At 34.9% G+C, this 20,729-nt stretch carries 19 protein-coding genes; 7 read left to right on the plus strand and 12 right to left on the minus strand.

Annotation, left to right across the window (positions count from 1 at the left end):
- Window positions 1-83: 83 nt before the first annotated feature.
- Together FH036_RS19855 and FH036_RS19860 are read right to left on the minus strand one after the other, a co-directional pair.
- On the minus strand, window positions 84-1,049 hold the full coding sequence (locus FH036_RS19855) for an L-threonine 3-dehydrogenase (protein ID WP_000723148.1): 966 nt from the start codon (window positions 1,047-1,049) through the stop codon (window positions 84-86).
- 44 nt (window positions 1,050-1,093) lie between these two features.
- Window positions 1,094-2,284, minus strand: a complete 1,191-nt coding sequence (locus FH036_RS19860) for a glycine C-acetyltransferase (protein ID WP_139896157.1) — start codon at window positions 2,282-2,284, stop codon at window positions 1,094-1,096.
- A gap of 212 nt (window positions 2,285-2,496) precedes the next feature.
- Here FH036_RS19860 and FH036_RS19865 point away from each other — a divergent pair, with 212 nt between their 5' ends.
- On the plus strand, window positions 2,497-3,228 hold the full coding sequence (locus tag FH036_RS19865) for a class I SAM-dependent methyltransferase (protein ID WP_139896158.1): 732 nt from the start codon (window positions 2,497-2,499) through the stop codon (window positions 3,226-3,228).
- A gap of 31 nt (window positions 3,229-3,259) precedes the next feature.
- Here FH036_RS19865 and FH036_RS19870 read toward each other — a convergent pair whose 3' ends face one another.
- The 3 genes from FH036_RS19870 to FH036_RS19880 are packed head-to-tail and all read right to left on the minus strand — an operon-like array spanning window position 3,260 to window position 6,153.
- Window positions 3,260-4,081 carry an ABC transporter ATP-binding protein gene (locus FH036_RS19870; protein WP_001167959.1) on the minus strand — a complete coding sequence of 274 codons (822 nt, stop codon included), beginning with the start codon at window positions 4,079-4,081 and terminating at the stop codon, window positions 3,260-3,262.
- Between the two features lie 12 nt (window positions 4,082-4,093).
- Window positions 4,094-5,152, minus strand: coding sequence for a FecCD family ABC transporter permease (locus tag FH036_RS19875; RefSeq protein ID WP_139896159.1), 1,059 nt, complete (start codon window positions 5,150-5,152; stop codon window positions 4,094-4,096).
- Window positions 5,149-6,153, minus strand: coding sequence for a FecCD family ABC transporter permease (locus FH036_RS19880; protein WP_000925216.1), 1,005 nt, complete (start codon window positions 6,151-6,153; stop codon window positions 5,149-5,151). Before FH036_RS19880 ends, FH036_RS19875 begins: the two co-directional genes overlap by 4 nt.
- 172 nt (window positions 6,154-6,325) lie before the next feature.
- On the opposite strand from FH036_RS19880, the gene FH036_RS19885 reads away from it, so the two are divergent.
- Both FH036_RS19885 and FH036_RS19890 read left to right on the plus strand, forming a co-directional pair.
- A complete protein-coding gene (locus FH036_RS19885) occupies window positions 6,326-7,291 on the plus strand; it encodes an ABC transporter substrate-binding protein (RefSeq protein ID WP_138322490.1) in 966 nt (321 codons plus the stop codon).
- Window positions 7,292-7,672: 381 nt separating this feature from the next.
- On the plus strand, window positions 7,673-9,022 hold the full coding sequence (locus FH036_RS19890; RefSeq protein WP_000338308.1) for a peptide MFS transporter: 1,350 nt from the start codon (window positions 7,673-7,675) through the stop codon (window positions 9,020-9,022).
- A 43-nt stretch (window positions 9,023-9,065) separates the two neighbouring features.
- On the opposite strand, the gene FH036_RS19895 is transcribed toward FH036_RS19890, so the two are convergent.
- Window positions 9,066-9,245 (minus strand): acid-soluble spore protein H, encoded by a 180-nt coding sequence (locus tag FH036_RS19895; RefSeq protein WP_000382683.1) that lies wholly within the window; start codon window positions 9,243-9,245, stop codon window positions 9,066-9,068.
- Between the two features lie 189 nt (window positions 9,246-9,434).
- A complete protein-coding gene (locus FH036_RS19900) occupies window positions 9,435-9,722 on the minus strand; it encodes an ArsR/SmtB family transcription factor (protein WP_000081429.1) in 288 nt (95 codons plus the stop codon).
- An 810-nt stretch (window positions 9,723-10,532) separates the two neighbouring features.
- On the opposite strand from FH036_RS19900, the gene FH036_RS19905 reads away from it, so the two are divergent.
- Window positions 10,533-12,152, plus strand: a complete 1,620-nt coding sequence (locus FH036_RS19905) for an L-lactate permease (protein ID WP_000109115.1) — start codon at window positions 10,533-10,535, stop codon at window positions 12,150-12,152.
- A gap of 37 nt (window positions 12,153-12,189) precedes the next feature.
- On the opposite strand, the gene aspA is transcribed toward FH036_RS19905, so the two are convergent.
- The 3 genes from aspA to gloA2 form a co-directional block, all read right to left on the minus strand.
- The gene (aspA, locus tag FH036_RS19910) at window positions 12,190-13,623 is read right to left on the minus strand and encodes an aspartate ammonia-lyase (protein WP_000562151.1); all 1,434 of its coding nucleotides are present in this window, start codon (window positions 13,621-13,623) and stop codon (window positions 12,190-12,192) included.
- A gap of 162 nt (window positions 13,624-13,785) precedes the next feature.
- The gene (locus FH036_RS19915; RefSeq protein ID WP_000353307.1) at window positions 13,786-15,084 is read right to left on the minus strand and encodes a hemolysin family protein; all 1,299 of its coding nucleotides are present in this window, start codon (window positions 15,082-15,084) and stop codon (window positions 13,786-13,788) included.
- A 107-nt stretch (window positions 15,085-15,191) separates the two neighbouring features.
- Entirely contained in the window at window positions 15,192-15,578 is a 387-nt protein-coding gene (gene gloA2, locus FH036_RS19920; protein WP_001017665.1) for an SMU1112c/YaeR family gloxylase I-like metalloprotein, read from the minus strand.
- Window positions 15,579-15,669: 91 nt separating this feature from the next.
- On the opposite strand from gloA2, the gene FH036_RS19925 reads away from it, so the two are divergent.
- From FH036_RS19925 to FH036_RS19935, 3 genes are all read left to right on the plus strand, one after another.
- Window positions 15,670-16,848 (plus strand): NupC/NupG family nucleoside CNT transporter, encoded by a 1,179-nt coding sequence (locus tag FH036_RS19925; RefSeq protein ID WP_138322492.1) that lies wholly within the window; start codon window positions 15,670-15,672, stop codon window positions 16,846-16,848.
- Window positions 16,849-17,035: 187 nt separating this feature from the next.
- Window positions 17,036-18,052: an LCP family protein gene (locus FH036_RS19930; RefSeq protein ID WP_279633521.1), complete on the plus strand. Its 1,017-nt coding sequence runs from the start codon at window positions 17,036-17,038 to the stop codon at window positions 18,050-18,052.
- A gap of 234 nt (window positions 18,053-18,286) precedes the next feature.
- Window positions 18,287-19,549 carry a VanW family protein gene (locus FH036_RS19935; RefSeq protein WP_138322494.1) on the plus strand — a complete coding sequence of 421 codons (1,263 nt, stop codon included), beginning with the start codon at window positions 18,287-18,289 and terminating at the stop codon, window positions 19,547-19,549.
- Between the two features lie 48 nt (window positions 19,550-19,597).
- On the opposite strand, the gene FH036_RS19940 is transcribed toward FH036_RS19935, so the two are convergent.
- A complete protein-coding gene (locus tag FH036_RS19940) occupies window positions 19,598-19,870 on the minus strand; it encodes a hypothetical protein (protein WP_044791406.1) in 273 nt (90 codons plus the stop codon).
- Between the two features lie 15 nt (window positions 19,871-19,885).
- Complete coding sequence (locus tag FH036_RS19945; protein WP_000822707.1) at window positions 19,886-20,404, minus strand: RNase A-like domain-containing lipoprotein; 519 nt, start codon at window positions 20,402-20,404, stop codon at window positions 19,886-19,888.
- Between the last annotated feature and the right edge of the window lie 325 nt (window positions 20,405-20,729).

Consider the following 20,729-nt stretch of genomic DNA (forward strand, 5'->3'; position numbering starts at 1 on the left):
ACTCATTTTATCACACTTGTAATTATTTGTATATTCCTAAAATACAAATAAAAGGGTCGATTCCTAAGAATCGACCCTTCCTATTAATTCATCACTAACTCAGCTGTGAGCTTTTTTTTTAACTTAGCCAACATGTCCGTTGTCATTTTGTCTAAATCATATTCTGCTTTAAAGCCCCACTCTTTCATTGCCGCTGTTGCATCAATAGAGTTTGGCCAGCTATCAGCAATTGTTTGACGAGCTGGATCTACAGCGTAATCCATTGTAAACGTCGGGATGTGTTTACGAATTGACGCTGCGATTTGCTCTGGCTCAAAGCTCATTGCTGTAATATTAAATGCATTTCTATGCACTAACTTACTTGGATCAGCTTCCATTAATGAAATAATCGCTTGTAAAGCGTCTGGCATGTACATCATATCCATGTATGTTCCTTCTGCAATGTATGAGGTGTATGTGCCTTTTTTAATCGCCTCATAGTAAATTTCAACTGCATAGTCAGTTGTTCCGCCTCCTGGAGGAGCTACGTAAGAAATTAAACCTGGGAAACGTACACCGCGCGTATCAACGCTAAATTTTTGATGATAATAATCACATAGTAATTCCCCTGCTACTTTGTTTACCCCATACATCGTAGTAGGACGTTGAATTGTATCTTGTGGTGTATTATCTTTCGGTGTTGATGGACCGAATGCACCGATAGAACTTGGCGTAAAAAACTTACAGTTTAATTCACGAGCTGCTTCTAATGCATTTACAAGTCCGCCCATATTTAAATTCCATGCAAATAACGGATTTTTTTCTGCTGTTGCTGAAAGTAAAGCTGCTAAATGAATAATTGTATCTACTTCATTGCGCTTTGCGATATCATGTAGTTTTTGTCCATCTGTTACATCTAACGTTTCAAATGGACCAGACGTTACTACTTCACTATCTGTTTCACGAATATCTGTTGCAATAACATTTGATGCGCCGTATACATCACGAAGTTTCATTACTAGTTCAGAACCAATTTGCCCTAAAGAACCGGTTACTAGAATTTTTTTCATTTTCCCCACTCCTCATTTGCAAGCTATTCAAAAGATGTCGTTACTTAAATGATGCCCATTTCTTTCCCTACTTTTTCATACTTACGAATTGCTTCATCTAACATTTCTTTCGTATGAGCTGCTGTTGGCATATTACGAACACGTCCTGTTCCTTTAGCTACAGTTGGGAACACGATAGATTTTGCATATACGCCTTCTTCATTTAGACGTTTACTAAATTCTTGTGTTAATACTTCGTCACCAATAATACAAGGTGTAATTGGCGTTTCACTTTCTCCGATGTTAAAGCCAAGTTCTTTTAACCCTTGTTTTAAATAGCGACCATTTTCCCATAAACGATCGTGCAACTCTGTGCTTTCCATTAAGATTTCAATTGATCTCATGCAAGCTGCAGCATCAGCTGGTGTTAATGCTGTAGAGAATAAGAATGGACGTGAACGAACTTTTAACCAGTCAATTAAGTTTTGTTTCCCTGCTACATATCCACCAATTACCCCAATTGCTTTTGATAATGTACCAATTTGGAAATCAACTTTATCAGACAGACCGAAGTGCTTTACAGTTCCTGCCCCTTTACCAAGTACACCTGAACCGTGTGCATCGTCTACGTATGTCATTAAATCTAATTCTTCCGCAATCTCAACAATTTCTGGTAGTTTTGCAACATCTCCATCCATTGAAAAGACACCGTCTGTAATTACCATTAATTTATTGTAAAGTCCTGATCCTTTCGCTGCGATTGCTTTTTGGCGTAAATCTTCCATATCAGAATGTTTATAAACAATAATTTTTGCTTTTGATAGACGACTACCATCAATAATAGAAGCATGGTTTAACTCGTCTGAAAGAATCGCATCATTTTTATCCATAACAGCTGAAATCGCTGCCATATTACAATTAAATCCTGATTGATAAGCAATCGCTGCTTCTGTATGTTTAAACTTTGCAATTGTTTCTTCTAATTTAATATGCAAATCTAAAGTACCGTTAATTGTACGAACCGCTCCTGCTCCAACGCCGTACTTATGAATTGCACCAATTGCAGCTTCTTGCAAACGGCTATCTGTTGCTAATCCAAGATAGTTGTTTGAAGATAAGTTAATATATTCTTTTCCGCCAATTGTAATGATCGGTCCATTTGAACTTTCGAGCGGATCAATTACGTTATAAAGCCCCTTTGATTTTAAATCCTCTAAATTTTCTTCTAAAAATTTCGCAAGTGTTTTACTAGACATCGTGAAGCCTCCCATCGTTCATGTAAGCGAATTATTGTCTTAATAGTTCTAATAATCCCTCTACTAGCTTAACACGTTTTCAGAATTTATTATAGAAAAATAGTTTAAAGTAACCGCTTACAATTCTAGATTATATACGATTCATTATAAGAAATCTATCATTTACTTTTCATATTTGGTAGAATAAAAAAATATGTAAGGGGGCTTCAATCATGGCATTTACTGAATCTGATGTGTATAATAACGAAGCATTTTTTGAACAATATATGAAACGAAGATACCGAGAAAATAGCCCAAATGAATCACTTGAAAAGCCAACCTTTTTTCAACTCATTGGTGATGTGAAAGGAAAGCGAATTCTCGATTTAGGCTGCGGTGACGCAAAATTTGGCAAGGAATTATTAGAAAAAGACTGCCACTCTTACACTGGTATTGAAGGCTCCGAACTTATGTATAAAAAAGCTAAAAAACAACTAGAAGATAAAAATGGGATCGTCCATTTTTTAAACCTCAAAGACTACACATACCCTCCTGCTACTTTTGATTTAGTAACATCTAGACTCGCCTTACATTATATTGAACATCTTCCTATCATTTTTCAAAATGTGTACGAAACTTTAAAAACAAATGGAACCTTTACTTTTAGCGTTCAACATCCTATTATTACCTCTTCATTTGAAAGCTTACAAACGAGCGAGAAAAGAACGAACTGGCTCGTCGATGATTATTTTAAACTGGGTAAACGCGTTGAACCTTGGATTAATCAAGAAGTTATTAAATATCATCGTACAATGGAAGAATATTTCTCATTATTACAACAAACTGGATTTACGATTACAAACATAAAAGAAGCTACACCAAACCAAACTTATTTTCAAAATACGGAAGAATATGAACGACGTTTACGTATTCCCCTCTTCCTCTTATTCTCTTGCCGAAAATAAAAAGACGATGAACCTCTCATCGTCTTTTTCATTATCTCATTGCATGAGCAACTTCTTTACGTACACGTCTTCCTTTTCCATGCGGGATACAAAGTGGCGTCCCAAATAACGGATCCGTACTAATTTGACATTCCATTCGGAATACATCACGTACTAGTTTCTCATCCACTACTTCTTCTGGCTTACCTTGTGCATATATTTGTTTATCTTGAATGGCTACAATATTATCTGCATAACGGCATGCTAAATTTAAATCGTGTAGTACCATAACAATTGTTCTTTGTTCTGTTTCATTTAATTCGAATAATAAATCTAGCACTTCAATTTGGTGAGTCATATCTAAATAGGTAGTAGGCTCATCCAGTAAAATAATATCTGTATCTTGTGCAAGCGTCATTGCAATCCAAGCACGTTGACGTTGTCCACCTGAAAGAGCATGCACATCACGCTCAGCAAATTCTGTCATACCTGTTGCAGCAAGTGCTTTTTGTACCATTTCCTCATCTTTTTCTGACCATTGTTTCAACCAAGTTTGATATGGATAACGTCCTTGCTTTACAAGTTGCAATACTGTAAGCCCTTCTGGCGCTTGCGGTCCTTGCGGTAAAATTGCCATTTGGCGAGCAATTTGCTTCGTTTGCATACTTTGAATGGCTTGATTATCTAACAAAATGTCACCAGTTGTTGGTTTTAATAATCTAGCTAGCGAACGTAATAAAGTTGATTTCCCGCAGCCGTTAGAACCGATAAAGATTGTAATTTCGCCTTTTGGAATTTCTAAATTCAACTCATCAATAATAATTGTTTCACCATAAGACAACGTCAAACGTTTCGTCTCCAATGCTTTTTGCATATTCATCTCCCTTTATGAATTCCGACTTTTATAAAGTAAATAAATAAAATAAGGTGCACCAATTGCTGATGTAAATACCCCTGCTGGAATTTCAAGTGGCGTGAAAACTGTACGCCCAATTAAATCTGCAGCAAGTACTAAAATTGCACCAACGATCGCCGCAACTGGGAGTAATGCACCGTATAAAGAACCAACTAGTCTTCGTGAAATATGAGGTGCCATTAAACCGACAAATCCAATTCCTCCGGCAAAGGCAACTGCTCCACCAATTAAAGCTGTACTAAGTAATAACATGAATACGCGTGATTTCGTTAAAGGAACACCAAGTCCTACCGCAATATCATCCCCTAGCTCTTGCGCATTTAAATGTCTAGCAGCTATAAATGATATTACCGTTAAAATGAGAACCCACGGCGCAAGTACCATAACGTTTTGCCATGAAGAACCGTAAACAGTACCTGTAATCCATACATTCGCTTGGCTCGCTTGATAAATTGGCGCAAGCAACATAAACAAAGTCGTTGCTGCTTTCGTTAATGCCCAAAAACCAACACCAATTAAAACAAGACTAATCGGTGATAACCCATCATTTCTCCATGCAAATAAATATACAAAAAGCGCTACAATCGTTGCCCCAGCAAAGGCTGCTAACGGCATATAATGAATGCTTACAGTTAGCGCGTTATTTTTATCGCTAAATAGAGCTAAAAATAATACAACTGCAACACTTGCACCACCTGTAATCCCGATGATATCAGGTGAAGCCAGTGGATTTCGAACGAGGCCTTGTAAAATACATCCTGCTACAGCAAGTGCGATTCCTACAAGGATAGCAATTAAAATACGAGGCATACGAAACTTATTTACAACCATATTGGACATCGCATCGCCATTTCCAGTAATCGCTTGCCATACATCATAAGGAGCAATTTTCATGTCTCCCATACCTGCACTCGCAAAAAACACTCCTATTAAAACAACTAGTAAACTGAATAAGACGAGACAAGCTCGTTTGTACATTAAAAACGAGAGCCCGCCTTTTCCTATACGAAACGGAATATACTTCTTCATTTGCTAAGCCCTCTCTTACGTGCAATATAAATAAAGAATGGGGCCCCAATAAATGCTGTCATAACCCCTACTGGTACTTCTTGTGGCATAATGACATATCTTGCTGCTATATCAGCTAAAATCAATAGTATTGCACCTAACAAACCACTATACGGTACTCTCCATCTGTGATCGACCCCAACAAGAAATCTGGCAAAATGTGGAGTAACAATACCAATAAACCCAATCGGACCAGCGACCGCAACTGAACCACCGGATAACAGGACAATAATAAGTAGTACGAATGATTTCATTAAAATCGTTCTTTGACCAAGTCCTTTTGCAACGTCTTCCCCCATCATCAATGTATTTACTTTCCCTGCCATCATAATAGATGCAATCCAGCCTATTAATAAATACGGGAATACTGATTGTAAAATTTCTAACTTTCTTCCTTGCACAGATCCGGCAAGCCAAAATAATACTTCTTCAAGCGCCTTTTCATTTAAAACAAGTAATCCTTGTGTTAATGATGAAAATAACGCACTAATTGCCACTCCTGCTAACGTTAATTTAAGAGGCGTTGTCCCCTCTTTTCCTAAAGAGCTAGAAGCAAATACAAGTACAGCTGCAATTGCTGCACCTAAGAAGGCAATCCACGTGAAAGCTGATAATGATGTCACGGAAAAAATAACAATTGCTACAACTATGAAGAAAGCAGCACCTGAATTTAATCCAATAAAATCTGGAGAAGCAAGTGGATTTTTCGTTAAAGTTTGCATAAGACAACCTGCAATGGCTAAACTAGCACCAACACTCGCTGCAATTAATGCCCTTGGTAGACGCACATTTTGAATAATAATATGTTCATTGGACCCATTAAAATGGAAAAAAGCATCTAACGCTAATTTCCAACTCGTATTTGTATATCCGAAAATAATACTTCCCCAAATACAAGTAATGACTGCAATGATCCCAACAAATAATCCAATCCATTTTGCTCGATTTGTTTTTAATAACATGCAGCGTTTCCCCTTCAATGTATAATGATACGTTGTAAGTGTATTTCAACTTAATTCGCATTGTCAACGGAAATGAGAATTATTTTCAACCATATGTATTGACAATCAGAAGATAAAGGCTTAATATCATGCTTGCTATTGAAAAAACTTCTCAATATGTAGGGGGTACATAATGAAATTCATGCGAAAGAAATCGTTTACAGTATTTGTATTTTTATTAGCATTTTCACTACTTTTAAGTGCTTGTGGAAAATCAAATACGAAAGAAGAAACAAAAGAAGATACGAAAAAAGAAATGATTCCTGTGGAACATGCAATGGGTAAAACAGAAGTTCCTGCTAATCCAAAACGTGTAGTCATTTTAACAAATGAAGGTACTGAAGCTTTACTTGAATTAGGTATTAAACCAGTTGGGGCTGTAAAATCTTGGACTGGTGATCCGTGGTATCCACATATTAAAGATAAAATGAAAGATGTAAAAGTTGTTGGTGATGAAGGACAAGTGAACGTAGAAACTATCGCTTCTTTAAAACCAGACTTAATTATCGGTAACAAAATGCGTCACGAAAAAGTGTACGAGCAACTAAAAGCAATTGCACCTACTGTGTTTTCTGAAACATTACGCGGTGAATGGAAAGATAACTTCAAGTTTTATGCGAAAGCATTAAATAAAGAAAAAGAAGGCCAAAAGGTTTTAGCTGATTACGATAAACGTATGAAAGATTTAAAAGCCAAACTAGGTGATAAAGTAAATCAAGAAATTTCTATGGTTCGCTTCATGCCTGGTGATGTTCGTATTTATCATGGTGATACATTCTCTGGTGTTATTTTAAAAGAACTTGGATTTAAACGTCCTGGCGATCAAAATAAAGATGACTTCGCAGAGCGTAACGTATCTAAAGAACGTATTTCTGCAATGGATGGCGATGTATTGTTCTACTTCACATTCGATAAAGGAAATGAGAAAAAAGGCTCTGAATTAGAAAAAGAATATATCAATGATCCACTATTTAAAAATTTAAATGCAGTGAAAAATAATAAAGCATACAAAGTTGACGATGTGATTTGGAATACTGCTGGCGGTGTAATGGCTGCTAACCTACTATTAGATGATATCGAAAAACGCTTTGTTAAATAGTATTTCCCTAACCAGCTCCCCTTCTATGGAGCTGGTTATTTTTCAATTCACTTAAATGTCACATTATTTCATTTTGTATTTTTATTCCCAATATGTTATATTATAAAAGTAAATAGAATATATTTTCTCTATATCAGAATAAATGTTTTAATCTAAATTTTCTGATTAATCACTATTTTATTTTCTTTTAGAATTCAATTATTACATTTGAAAACGCTTATCATCTTGTTTTCAGGGCAAAATACAGTAACGGTCGAAGTAAAATAGAACTTTTTTAGAAATTTTCTTTCTATTTCCATATAATTCTATTGACTTCTAAATATTTTGTAAATTAAAATGATTACATAAATATCCGTTATACAGGATTAGGGGGAAACAAAAATGGATGCAGCTTTAAAATTAGACAAAGCTGGAGAGCAACAATCACCAAAAAAACATCCACCAGGGTTATACTTGTTGTTCTTTACAGAAGCATGGGAAAGATTTAGTTATTACGGAATGCGTGGCTTATTAGTTCTTTATTTAACAACGAGCTTAGTAAGCGGCGGTTTAGGATTTGATAAAGCAGTTGCAGTTCAAATTTACGGTATTTTCACAATGTTAGTATACTTCACACCGATTATCGGTGGTTGGTTAACTGACCATTTCATTACGAAGCGCCATGCCATTACTATTGGTGGTATTATCATGGCAATTGGTAACTTTGTACTATTCTCAATGAACACAAAAACTGGACTATTTTTAGGATTAGGATTATTAGTTATTGGTAACGGATTCTTCAAACCAAATATTTCGACTTTATTAGGTCAATTATATAGCGAAAACGATTCTCGTCGTGATAGTGCCTTTACTATCTTCTACATGGGAATTAACTTAGGTGCTCTTATCGCTCCTTTCATTTGCGGTTACTTCGCAGATTATAGATACGGTTTCTTAACAGCTTGTATCGGTATGATTATTGGACAACTTGCCTTTAATTTCTTAGCACCTCGTTACTTAGGGTCTATCGGAACAACTGTTGTAGGGAAAAAATCTAAAGAAAAAAACGCAAAAGCAATCGAGAAAAAACCTTTAACAACACAAGAGAAAAAACGTACTGCTGCAATTTTAATTTTAACTTGTTTCGTAGTATTCTTCTGGGCAGGATTTGAGCAAGCTGGTAGTTCTTTAACACTTTACACAGATAAATTTGTGGATCGTACAATTGGTGGATTTACAATTCCAACACCTTGGTTCCAATCTGTAAACCCACTATTCATTATCTTACTAGCATTACCTGTTTCTGCATTATGGATTAAACTTTCGAAAACAAAAAATGGTGATTTAAAAATCCCAACAAAAATGGCATTTGGTATGATTTTACTAGGGATTGGATATTTAGTTCTAACTTTAGCTGTATTAAAAACTGGTAGCGACGAAGGTAACATTACAATGAAAGCAAACTTACTATTCATTGTATTCACTTACATGTTCCATACAATTGGTGAATTATTCTTATCACCAATCGGATTATCTATGGTAAGTGCAATCGCTCCTGTTAAATTAGCATCATTATTAATGGGTGTATGGTTAGCTGGTACTGGCTTTGCAAACTTACTAGCAGGACAATTAGCTGCTTTCACTCAATCTTTAGGATATTTAGAAGTATTCGCAAGTATCGGTATTATCGTAATCGTACTCGGATTAGTACTTCTTATGTTCTCTAAGAAAATTGCACATATGATGGAATAAGAAATAAAAAGACGCTTCTAAACATTTAGAAGCGTCTTTTCTATTACTTCTCCTCTAAAGCCGTCACGTTCACGTGGACGCTTTCTCCAGGATTAGATACATCATACACTTGAGCAACCCCACTCTGCTCGTCACAGCTCTCAATCCATACTGGTACACCTTCATATGTAACGTCGATTCTACTTGAAGAAGATAAAATTTGTTTCACACGTTTTACATCCATTCTACTATCCCTCCTTTTACTTATTACACTCCTTTCTATCTTTTCTTTTCCTTTTAGAATATATTCCATATAGCAACATTTTAATGGTTAGCCTTTTTTCCTTACGTATTAACATTCTTTCTCATATCACCTTCTAACAAATAAAAAAAGACGTAGGTCCCACACGTCTTTTTCCATAATATTCAAATTTTAAGAAAATAATGTTTTTACTACTTCACTTACTTTATCATTATGAATTTGATAATACACTTCTAGTCCTCGTCGTTCAAAGCGTACTACTTTATTTTGTTTTAATTTCGTTAAATGTTGCGAAACTGTTGATTGCGGAATTTCTAACACTTCCTGTAATTGTGTTACATTACATGTTCCACGTTGCATTAGTTCCATTACTAGGCGTAGACGCAACGGATGCGCTAACGCTCTTAACATTTGTACATCTTCTTCTGAAATACGACATTCGAATTGATTTTGGCTCATAAAGTTCCCCTCATTTTCGTTTTATTTTCTTTTTATTTATTTATATATCTGTTCTTATATTTCCTGTTACGACATAACTTTATCAACCTATAAAGCTGAAAATTTTTTCCACCTTAACCAGCAAAGGACTCAGGAAAAATTCCTTGCTGATTTTGAATATTATACTATACGATATAACGAAAAAGCAAAACAACGGGCTGCAAATACTTTGCTTGCAAACGTTGTTTTATCAGGCTTTTTGTTATATTTTTACCTCATTGCAATGTGCAGTAATGATATTGTAAAATACCGTCTATAATTGATAACCTATCGTAACGTATTTGGGTTATATTTAACCTCTTTGTTACGCTAAAAGGAATTTTCAGTAAAAAAAGCTGCCGTAACATTAAATATTAACTTATTACTTTTTAATTCATATTCACTAGCTTGAACTATGATGGAATACTTCCTATTAAATACATTTCCTGTCCCACTCCTAATTTGATCAAATAGGGCAAGCGCTACATTCTGCAACTCTATATTTAATACAAAGACGGTCTCTATTATAGAGCTGTAGGATCAATAATGTATAAACAACTCTAAGAAAAGAATATGCAAATCATTTATCTCACCCACTCAAATAGATTTGAGTGGGCTTTTTGTCTACTTTATGAACAAAGCATTTCTTTTAACACTATTATGGAATAATTATACTTTTTTACGTTGACAATAGTGTTGAAGGAGAATATACTAAGCATGTAAGTTGATTGTGAATAGTTTCACAAATAATGTGAATTTCTTCACATAAAATAGATAGGAGTTGTCATTATTATGAGTACTTGGACACAAATTTATGACCCATTAAACAATATTTGGTTATCTGCTCTAATCGCAGCACTTCCAATTTTTTGCTTCATCATTTGTTTAATGGGACTGAAAATGAAAAGTTATATCGCTGGGCTTTACAGTGTGATTGTCGCTATTATTCTTGCTATATTCGTTTATAAAATGCCAGCAACAGTAGCAGTAGCATCTGCCGGATTCGGTATTTTATCCGGATTTTACCCAATTTGTACTATCGTTATCGCAGCAATTTTCCTTTACAAATTAACTGTTAAAACAGAGCAATTCAACATCATTCGTGATAGTATTTCAAGTATTACAAATGATCAACGTTTACAAGTATTATTAATCGCTTATTCTTTCGGTGCTTTCTTAGAAGGCGCAGCTGGTCTAGGTGTTCCAGTTGCTATTACAGCTGCACTACTTGTAGGTATGGGCTTTAACCCATTAAAAGCAGCAGGTATTTGTTTAGTAGCAAACATCGCTGGTGGTGCTATGGGTGCTATGGGTATCCCAGTTACAGTACCAGCACAATTAACTGAATTAGATGCATTAACTATCGGTCGTCAAACTGTTCTTATTCTACCATTCATTAGTATTGTATTACCTTTCTTACTTGTTTCAATGGTCGATGGAATGAAAGGTATTAAAGAAACTTGGCAAGGTATTCTTGTAAGTGGTATTTCTTTCGCAATTACTCAGTTCGTTGTAACTTACTTCTTAGGTGCAGAACTTACTAATATTTTCGCAGCCGTTGTAAGTATGATCTCTCTTGCATTATTCTTACGTGTTTGGCAGCCAAAATCTTCTGCTAAAGAAGAAAAACAAGAAGAAAAAGTATCACATACATTCAATCAAATTTTATATGCTTGGTCTCCATTCGTATTCTTAACTGCATTCGTAACAATCTTTAATTTAAAACCAATTAAAGCCTTATTTGCTCCGGATGGCGCACTAGCAAACTTAGTATTTAACATTCAATTCCCTGGTCTTCATAACGCTGTTATGAAAACTACACCAATTACAAAAGCTGATACACCTTTCGCAGCTGTTTTCAAATTTGATGTATTCTCATCTACAACTACTGCAATCGTATTAGCGATTATCGTTTCACTTATCGTGTACCGCGTAAAAGGTAAAATGGTTAAAGAATTAACGGTTGAAACAATAAAAGAACTAAAAGCTCCAGTGTATACAATCTGTAGTGTTATCGCTTTAGCTTACGTGGAAAACTACTCTGGTATGTCATCTACACTTGGACTTGCATTCTCTTCTACTGGTAATGCATTCCCAGTTCTTTCTCCAATCTTAGGATGGATTGGCGTATTCATTACAGGTTCAGTAGTATCAAGTGGTTCATTATTCGCACCGCTTCAAGCAGTAACTGCAGATCAATTAAACATCGTTCCTTCTACTCTTGTTGCATTAAACGTAGTAGGTGGTACAATGGCAAAAATGGTTTCACCACAATCTGTAGCAGTTGCTTGTGCAGCAGTTGGACTAGTTGGTAAAGAATCTGCCCTATTTAAAACAGCAATGAAATACAGTCTAATCTTCTTAGCTATCATTAGCTTACTTCAATTAAACGCTGTATTTAATATCTTTTAAAAAAAAAACCGATCCAAATGGATCGGTTTTTTTTACATTACATCTTCTTATTCTTTAGTAAAGAAGCTCCAGCAATTTCAGGATGCGTCATTTCGAATGGATCTAAAATAATATCCAATTCTTCTTCTGTTAGCACACCATGTTCTAAACATAACTCCCTAACAGATTTTCCTGTTTCAATTGCTTCACGTGCAATGCGAGATGCTGCTTCATAACCAATATGAGGGTTAACTGCCGTAATAATTCCAACACTTTTCTCAACATATTGCTTCAGCAATTCTTCATTTGCTGTAATTCCTTTAATACAATATTCACGGAATACACGGAATCCGTTATTCATAATGCTAATAGATTGAATTAAATTAAATACGAGCACCGGCTCCATTACGTTGAGCTCCAGTTGTCCTGCTTCTGACGCTAAGCAAATTGTATGATCATTACCAATTACTTGGAAAGCGACTTGATTAATTACTTCTGCCATAACAGGATTTACTTTACCCGGCATAATAGATGAACCTGGTTGACGAGCTGGTAATTGAATTTCCGCCAATCCAACACGTGGACCAGATGCCATAATACGAAGGTCGTTCGCAATTTTAGACATATTCATCATACATACTTTTAACGCTGCAGATACTTCTGTGTATGCATCTGTATTTTGCGTTGCATCAACTAAATGCTCTGCACCAACAAGTGGGAATCCGCTAAATGTTCGTAAGTGTTTAACCACTTGTTCAATGTAGGTAGGGTTTGCATTTAATCCCGTACCAACAGCTGTCGCCCCCATATTCACTTCATATAAATGTTGGCGAGATTGTTTAATTCTTTTTATATCACGCGCAAGCACTCTGCTATACGCTTCAAATTCTTGTCCAAGACGAATCGGAACAGCATCTTGTAAATGCGTACGTCCCATTTTAATGACATGATCGAACTCGTTTGCTTTTGCACGGAAAGCAGCATGAAGTTCTTCCATTGTAATAAGAAGTTCTTCTAACATCATAAGAGTTGCAATATGAATTCCCGTTGGGAACGCATCATTCGTTGACTGAGCCATGTTTACATGCGTATTTGGGCTAATTTTTGCATACTCGCCTTTTTCATATCCCATACGTTCTAACGCTCGATTAGCAATTACTTCATTCGTATTCATATTAATAGAAGTTCCAGCACCGCCCTGAATTGGATCTACGATAAATTGATCATGAAATTTCCCATCAACAATTTCTTGCGCTGCCTCTGCAATTTCGTGCCCAATGTCTTTCGCTAAGTAACCAGTATCGATATTTGCAAGTGCCGCCGCTTTTTTCACAATTGCCATTGCCGTAATGAGTGACGGATGGATGCGATATCCTGTAATCGGGAAGTTTTCTACCGCACGTAATGTTTGTACACCATAATAAGCTCTACTTGGTACTTCCTTTTCACCTAAAAAATCTTTTTCTATACGTATATCCTTCGTTGCTATCATTTTCATCACCTATACTTTTCATTCTAAATCCCTATTTAAAAAATTCGCCCTCTAAAAATACGAGTATCATTCAGAAGAATTTTTCAGTGTCCACCTTCACTATATAGTACCTTTTTTGAAAGCGCAAACATTTAATTTTCTATATATACCTTTTATAGAAAATCATTCTTCTCCCTTCTTTATTTCCACTCGTTTAATTTGATGCATATCTTTTTCCAGAACTTTAAAAGAAAAGCCGTGTTTTTCAATAATATCTCCTTCAGCAACGATTTGCTTTTGTACCATAATCCATCCACCAATTGTATCTACATCATGAGCGTTTAAGTGTATGCCAAATAAATCATTTACTTCACTAATAAGCACTTTCCCCTCTACGATTTTACACCCTTCACTTATATGCTCTATAGGCGGGTGTTCATCTTCATCGTATTCATCTCGAATTTCCCCAACAATTTCTTCTAAAATATCTTCTAATGTAACAATCCCAGCTGTACCACCATATTCATCATACAACACAGCTAATGGAATGTGTTTTCTTTGCATTTGTAATAGTAAATCATGAATTGGAATATTTTCTAGCACTTCAATGACCGGCCTTGTATATGGCATAATTGAGCACTCCTCGTCCCGATTACCATCCATATAACGAATAAATAAATCCTTTACATTAACCATTCCAATGATTTCATCTTTATCTTCACCAAATACAGGATACCTCGTATATTTTTCTTGTGCGATTATTTTAATATGTGTTTCAAATGGTTCGTCCTCATATAAACCTACAACTTCCGTACGAGGCACCATAATTTCCTTTGCCACTCTATTATCAAATTCAAAAATATTATTTACATATTTAAATTCCCTTTGATTAATCTCTCCGCTCTCATAACTCTCAGATAAGATTAATCGTAATTCTTCTTCCGAATGAGCAACTTCATGTTCAGAAGCCGGATGTAATCCGAATAACCCTGTTACAAGCCTTGCTGAACCATTTAAAGCCCAAATAAACGGATACATTACTCGGTAAAAATAAATAAGTGGTTTCGATAATAATAAGCTAACTTGCTCTGCTCTTTGTATGGCGAACGTCTTAGGAGCAAGTTCACCAATAACAACATGTAAAAACGTAATAACTGCAAAAGCAATAATAAATGAAACGGTACTTGCAATTGCAGAAGATAGGTGTAGTTTTAAAAACAACGGCTCTAGTAAATGTTTTATAGTCGGCTCGCCTAACCACCCAAGCCCTAAAGCGGTAATGGTAATACCTAACTGACATGCTGATAAATATTCATCTAAATTTGAAGTTACTTTTTTTGCTGCCAATGCTCCTCGTCGTTTCTCACTAACGAGTTGGTCAATACGACTGCTACGCACCTTAATAATTGCAAACTCAACAGCTACAAAAAAACCTGTTAATGCAATAAGAATGACTACCATCAGTAATTTTAAAATATCCACATATATCCTTTAGCTTTCTTAGCTAAAGTGACACCTCCTTTAAAAAAGAAGTTTCACTTTAGTTTCTTCATTTACTCAAAAGCAACCCTATATAAAATTCACCAATTTCAAACCTCATACAATTCTAAAGGTAAACCATCCGGATCTTGGAAAAAAACAAATTTTTTTCCGGTTATTTCATCAATACGTATCGACTCAGTTTCAACACCACATTCGTTTAAATGTTTTACAGCCTCTTCTATATTTGTAACAGCAAATGCTAAATGTCTAAGTCCAGACGCTTCTGGAAAACTCGGGCGCTCAGGCGGACTTGGGAATGAAAATAATTCAATTTGATACTCTCCCCCTACACATAAATCTAACTTATAAGAATCTCGTTCCTTTCTATATACCTCATTTACCTCTTCAAAACCTAATATCCTAGTATAAAAATCTTTTGACACATCATAATTTGAACAAATAATTGCAACGTGGTGTACTCTACATATATTCATACTCTCTCTATTCCTTTCTTTACCAAAGATGCATATTCTCCCTTGAAATGAAAAACATATATAGCAGAATATCTCTATTAGGGGGCTTACTATGAAATTTATTACTTTTTTCGTAGGACTTATCGTTGTTTTCTTCCTTGCTTATATTGCTAGTAACAATAAAAAACATATTAAATTGAAACCTATTTTCATCATGCTTATTATACAGTTAATTTTAACCTATTTATTATTAAATACAGAATTTGGCCTCATACTTATTCGGGTCATTTCTAGTCTGTTTACAAAGCTACTCGAGTATGCTGCTGATGGTATAAACTTCGTATTTGGCGGCCTTGCCAATAAAGGTGAAATGCCATTTTTCCTTACTGTCTTATTACCAATTGTCTTCATTTCCGTCTTAATTGGTATATTGCAACATTTCAAAATACTACCATTTCTCATTCGTTGGATTGGTTACTTCCTTAGCAAAATAAATGGTCTTGGGAAATTAGAGTCTTACAATGCTATCGCATCTGCCATTGTCGGCCAATCAGAAGTTTTTATTACGGTCAAAAAACAATTAGCTCAAATTCCAAAACACCGTCTTTATACACTTTGTGCATCTGCCATGTCAACTGTATCTATGTCTATCGTAGGTGCCTATATGACAATGATCGAACCTAAATATGTAGTAACCGCACTCGTTCTCAATTTATTTAGCGGCTTTATTATCGTACTTATCATTAACCCTTACGACGTGAGGGATGACGAAGATATTTTAGAAATAAAAGGCGAAAAGCAAAGCTTTTTTGAAATGCTTGGAGAGTACATTCTAGATGGCTTTCGAGTAGCTATCGTTGTCGGTGCTATGCTTATCGGATTCGTCGCATTAATTAGCTGCATTAATGATCTATTCCTCATTATATTCGGCATTACTTTCCAGCAATTAATCGGCTACGTCTTTGCACCAATTGCGTTTCTTATCGGTGTACCAAGTTCTGAAATTGTCACAGCTGGTAGCATTATGGCAACGAAGCTTGTAACGAATGAATTTGTAGCCATGATGGATCTTAGTAAAATTTCTAATAGCCTTTCTCCTCGTACAGTTGGTATTATTTCTGTCTTCCTCGTCTCTTTTGCCAACTTTTCTTCTATCGGCATTATTTCAGGTGCGGTAAAAGGATTAAACGAAGAACAAGGAAACGTCGTTGCCAGATTTGGCCTTAAATTACTATACGGAGCAACTCTCGTTAGCATTTTATCTGCAATTATCGTAAGCATTATGTTGTAATTAGGTAAAATTTTATCATTTTCTTCTCCCTATCTTTTGTATACAATAACGAATAGATGTCTTTATAAATAATCAAGACATCTATTTTTTATACATGTACAATCGCTTTTATTTAGCGTACAATATTTTTTATGTGTTTAAATGCGCTTCTAGATGTATATACTTTGATAGTTTTAAAGGAGAAAAAATGATGAAATCCGATATGAATAAAGATACTCGAGCCAAAAAAGGACGCTCAAAGAAAAAACGCCTACTTTGGTTCCTGCTTATTCCATTACTGGTTGTAGCACTTGGAGTCGGAGGCTATTCCTTCCATATATACAGTAAAGCAAAGTCTGTGTTAAGTAATGCCTATTCTGAACTGGGCCGTGGGGATAAATCCAGCAAACGTGAAAAAGCCGTTAAACCTATGACTGATAACATTTCTGTACTCATTATGGGAGTTGATGAAAGTGAAATCAGGGACAAAAATTACGGAAAAGCAACTCGTACAGATGCACTATTACTTGCCACAATTAATAAAAACGATAAATCTGTTAAGCTTGTCAGTATTCCACGTGATTCACGTGTATACATTAAATCACGTGATAAATACGATAAAATTACACATGCGCACGTATTCGGTGGTGTAGATAGCACGATTGATACGGTAGAGAACTTTTTAGATGTTCCAGTTGACTACTATGTAAAATTCAACTTTAAATCCTTTATCAAAATTGTCGATTCCCTTGGTGGAATTACTGTAGATGTTCCAGTGGAGTTCACAGAACAAAATAGTAAAGATGAAGCAGATGCTGTTCACCTTAAAAAGGGACGTCAACATTTAAATGGAGAGGAAGCACTGGCACTAGCAAGAACTCGTCATATCGATAGTGATTATATGCGCGGTCAACGACAACAACTTGTTTTAGAAGCTATCGCTCAAAAAGCACTATCACTTAATTCCATTAATAAGATCGGTGGTCTATTAGACGCTGTCGATAAAGACTTAAAAACAAATTTAACTTTTGATGATATGATGACAATTGCAAAAAATTCAATGGGTTCAAACCTAAAAATGGACAAATTGCAAGTAGAAGGTACTGATAAATATATAGGTGGTATTTATTATTACGTTCCAAATGAAAAAAGCGTCAATAATATATCGACAACACTACAAGAACATCTCGGTGTTACGAATAAAAATGAACATAAAAAATTATAATAAAAAGGCTGCTAGAATTTTCTAGACAGCCTTTTTATTATAATTTTCAACATATTTTTCATGCATATTGTGACAAAAAGAGACAATTATTACAACAGTGTAACATTTTTTATAAAAACATTACACACATAGTGAAAATAATAGTATACTAGTACGTACATAATGTTATTTTCATCATTTTTATACAAAAAATGTAATACATATATTTATACAAAAATTTCTGGGGGGAAATAAATGAAGCTAAGTAAAATACTGATCGGTTCTGCAATTGCTGGAGGCATATTACTTTGTGTAGGCGGTGTTAGTGGATATCAATATGTATCCAAACTAAATAATCAATTAGATACTACTGCATTACCAAATACTACATTTGAAGGTATTTCTCTCGACGGAAAAAATAAAAAAGATATTCAAGCCATTATTAATCAAAAAATAACTGAACTAGATCAAAAATCACTTACGTACATATTCCAAAATGATAAACAAACTTACACATGGAAAGATTTAGGGATAAATTATAAAGAAAAAGATATTATCGACAAAATCTTTAAAGAACAAGAAGGCAACGCAATAAATCGTTACAAAATGCGGAAGCAGGCTGAAAACGGTGAATTAAAACGTAACTATAAATTAACACCTCAATTAAATACAACTGCTTATAAAAGCTTTATGAAGGATAAATATAATGAAACGTTAAAAAATCCCGTTAATGCTGAATTAAGTATTGAAGGCACTACAGTAAATATTAGCCAGAGCCAAAATGGAGAAAAAATCGATAAAGAAAAGTTAACTGATTTAACGCGGCAAGCCATTACTTCTGGCACATCTGACGTTACATTACCCGTTACACTATTAAAGCCTGAACGTTCTACAGAAGATATACAGAAAATGGGGATTAAAGAAGTAATTGCTGAATATTCAACTCCAATGGCTGGCCGTAATGGGAATCAATCCTTTAACGTAAATAAGTCAGCTAATACTTTAAGTGGAGTGATTGTCGCACCTGATGAAACGTTTAGTTTTAATGGCCGCGTTGGCGTAACGGATGCTGCTCATGGTTATAAATCCGCAGCTGTATATTCACAAGGGAAAGTTATACAAAGTGCAGGCGGAGGCGTTTGCCAAGTGAGTAGTACTTTATATAGCGCAGCTTTAAGAGCAGATTTAGGAATTGTTTCTCGAAGCAATCATTCTATGCCCGTAAATTATTTACCACTTGGGCAAGATGCAGCAGTAGCAGATTATGGTCCAGATTTAAAATTTAAAAACAATACAGGCAATCATATTTATATTCAAGCATTTTCAAATGGAGGTAGTATTACTACACGTATTTTCGGCACAAATACTGGTAAAAATGTTGAAGTTTCTTCTCAAGTAATTAGTAGGACTAATGATAAAATAACAGCAGTTACGTATAAAAAAGTAACACAAAACGGTGAAGTAATATCTAATGGCCAAATTTCAAGAAGCGTATATAAAAGTGCTCCAAAACAATAAGACCCCATTAAAAGAACACATTTCAAAAACAAAAAAGGCGTGAGTAAATCACGCCTTTTTCTTTTGCAATAATACTAAAAAGGTTGTAAGATGATCTTTCGTTTCTTCTAAAGACCACATACGATTTCCTTGCCTAGCAGCTAATACGCACGCCTCTTCCCAAGCATCCTTTTTCTTCATATATAATAATTCATCACGTAATTTCAAAACAATTTCTTCGTCTTCTTGCTCTATAAACTCTTCCATCACGCCTACTATTTCATCTTCATGGATACTTAACGTACAATACGATTTGAAAAAATATTGTAATGTCGTATACATATTTACTCCCCCTTCTTATTTATCAGATGGATAAGAAGTAATGATCTTATATCCTAAATCTCCTGACTTATCTCTCGCTAAAACAGTAACAGTTTTTACTAACTTGTCTTTTACATTCATATTTTTCTTTATTACCGTTTTTCCAACCGGGAATGAATGTGTTGTATTTAATACGAGACGAGCCTCTTTAGAATTTTTTAACCAATCTTGAATTTCCTTATCATGCTGCTTCAAACTATCTTTTACAGCTTTCGTCGCTGTTTCCTTGTCATAGTATGTACTTGCTGCTGATACTTTATCTGTCTTCAAGCGATTCTTCAAATCCTCTTCTGATTTACCGACATGTCTTTCAATCGTGTGACCATTTTTAGGTGGCCCTTCCATTTCGTCTAAAATATTATCACTAATTTTTTCTACTGATGTCGATTGATTCCCTGTTTGTTTCTCTGTTTTTTGTTCTTTTCCTGCACATCCACTTAAGATCAGTATTAATGCCAATAAACTACTCAAGAAAAGACTACTTATTCGTTTCATCATATCACCTCTTTCATGATTATTATCGTAACTTCACTAAAAGTCAATTTCACACCGAAAAAACATATACATTTTTCAAATTCCTCATCTACTTTTCATAAAACCGCTATTTTTGACCTTTTATAAATATACCCCTATATTTTCATAATTATTTCCCGAGTTTAAACACCTATAAAAACACCAAATAAATCCTTTAAATAAAGGGTTTATTTGGTGTTTTTTAAGTCACTGAAATATACCCCTTATCACATATACCCAATACCTATATAAGGTATATTAATGGTGTTTTATCAACGTTTTCTACATTATGTAAATTTGCACTTGC

The organism is Bacillus sp. CD3-5, from assembly GCF_006349665.1.
Taxonomy (GTDB): Bacteria; Bacillota; Bacilli; order Bacillales; family Bacillaceae_G; genus Bacillus_A; species Bacillus_A paranthracis.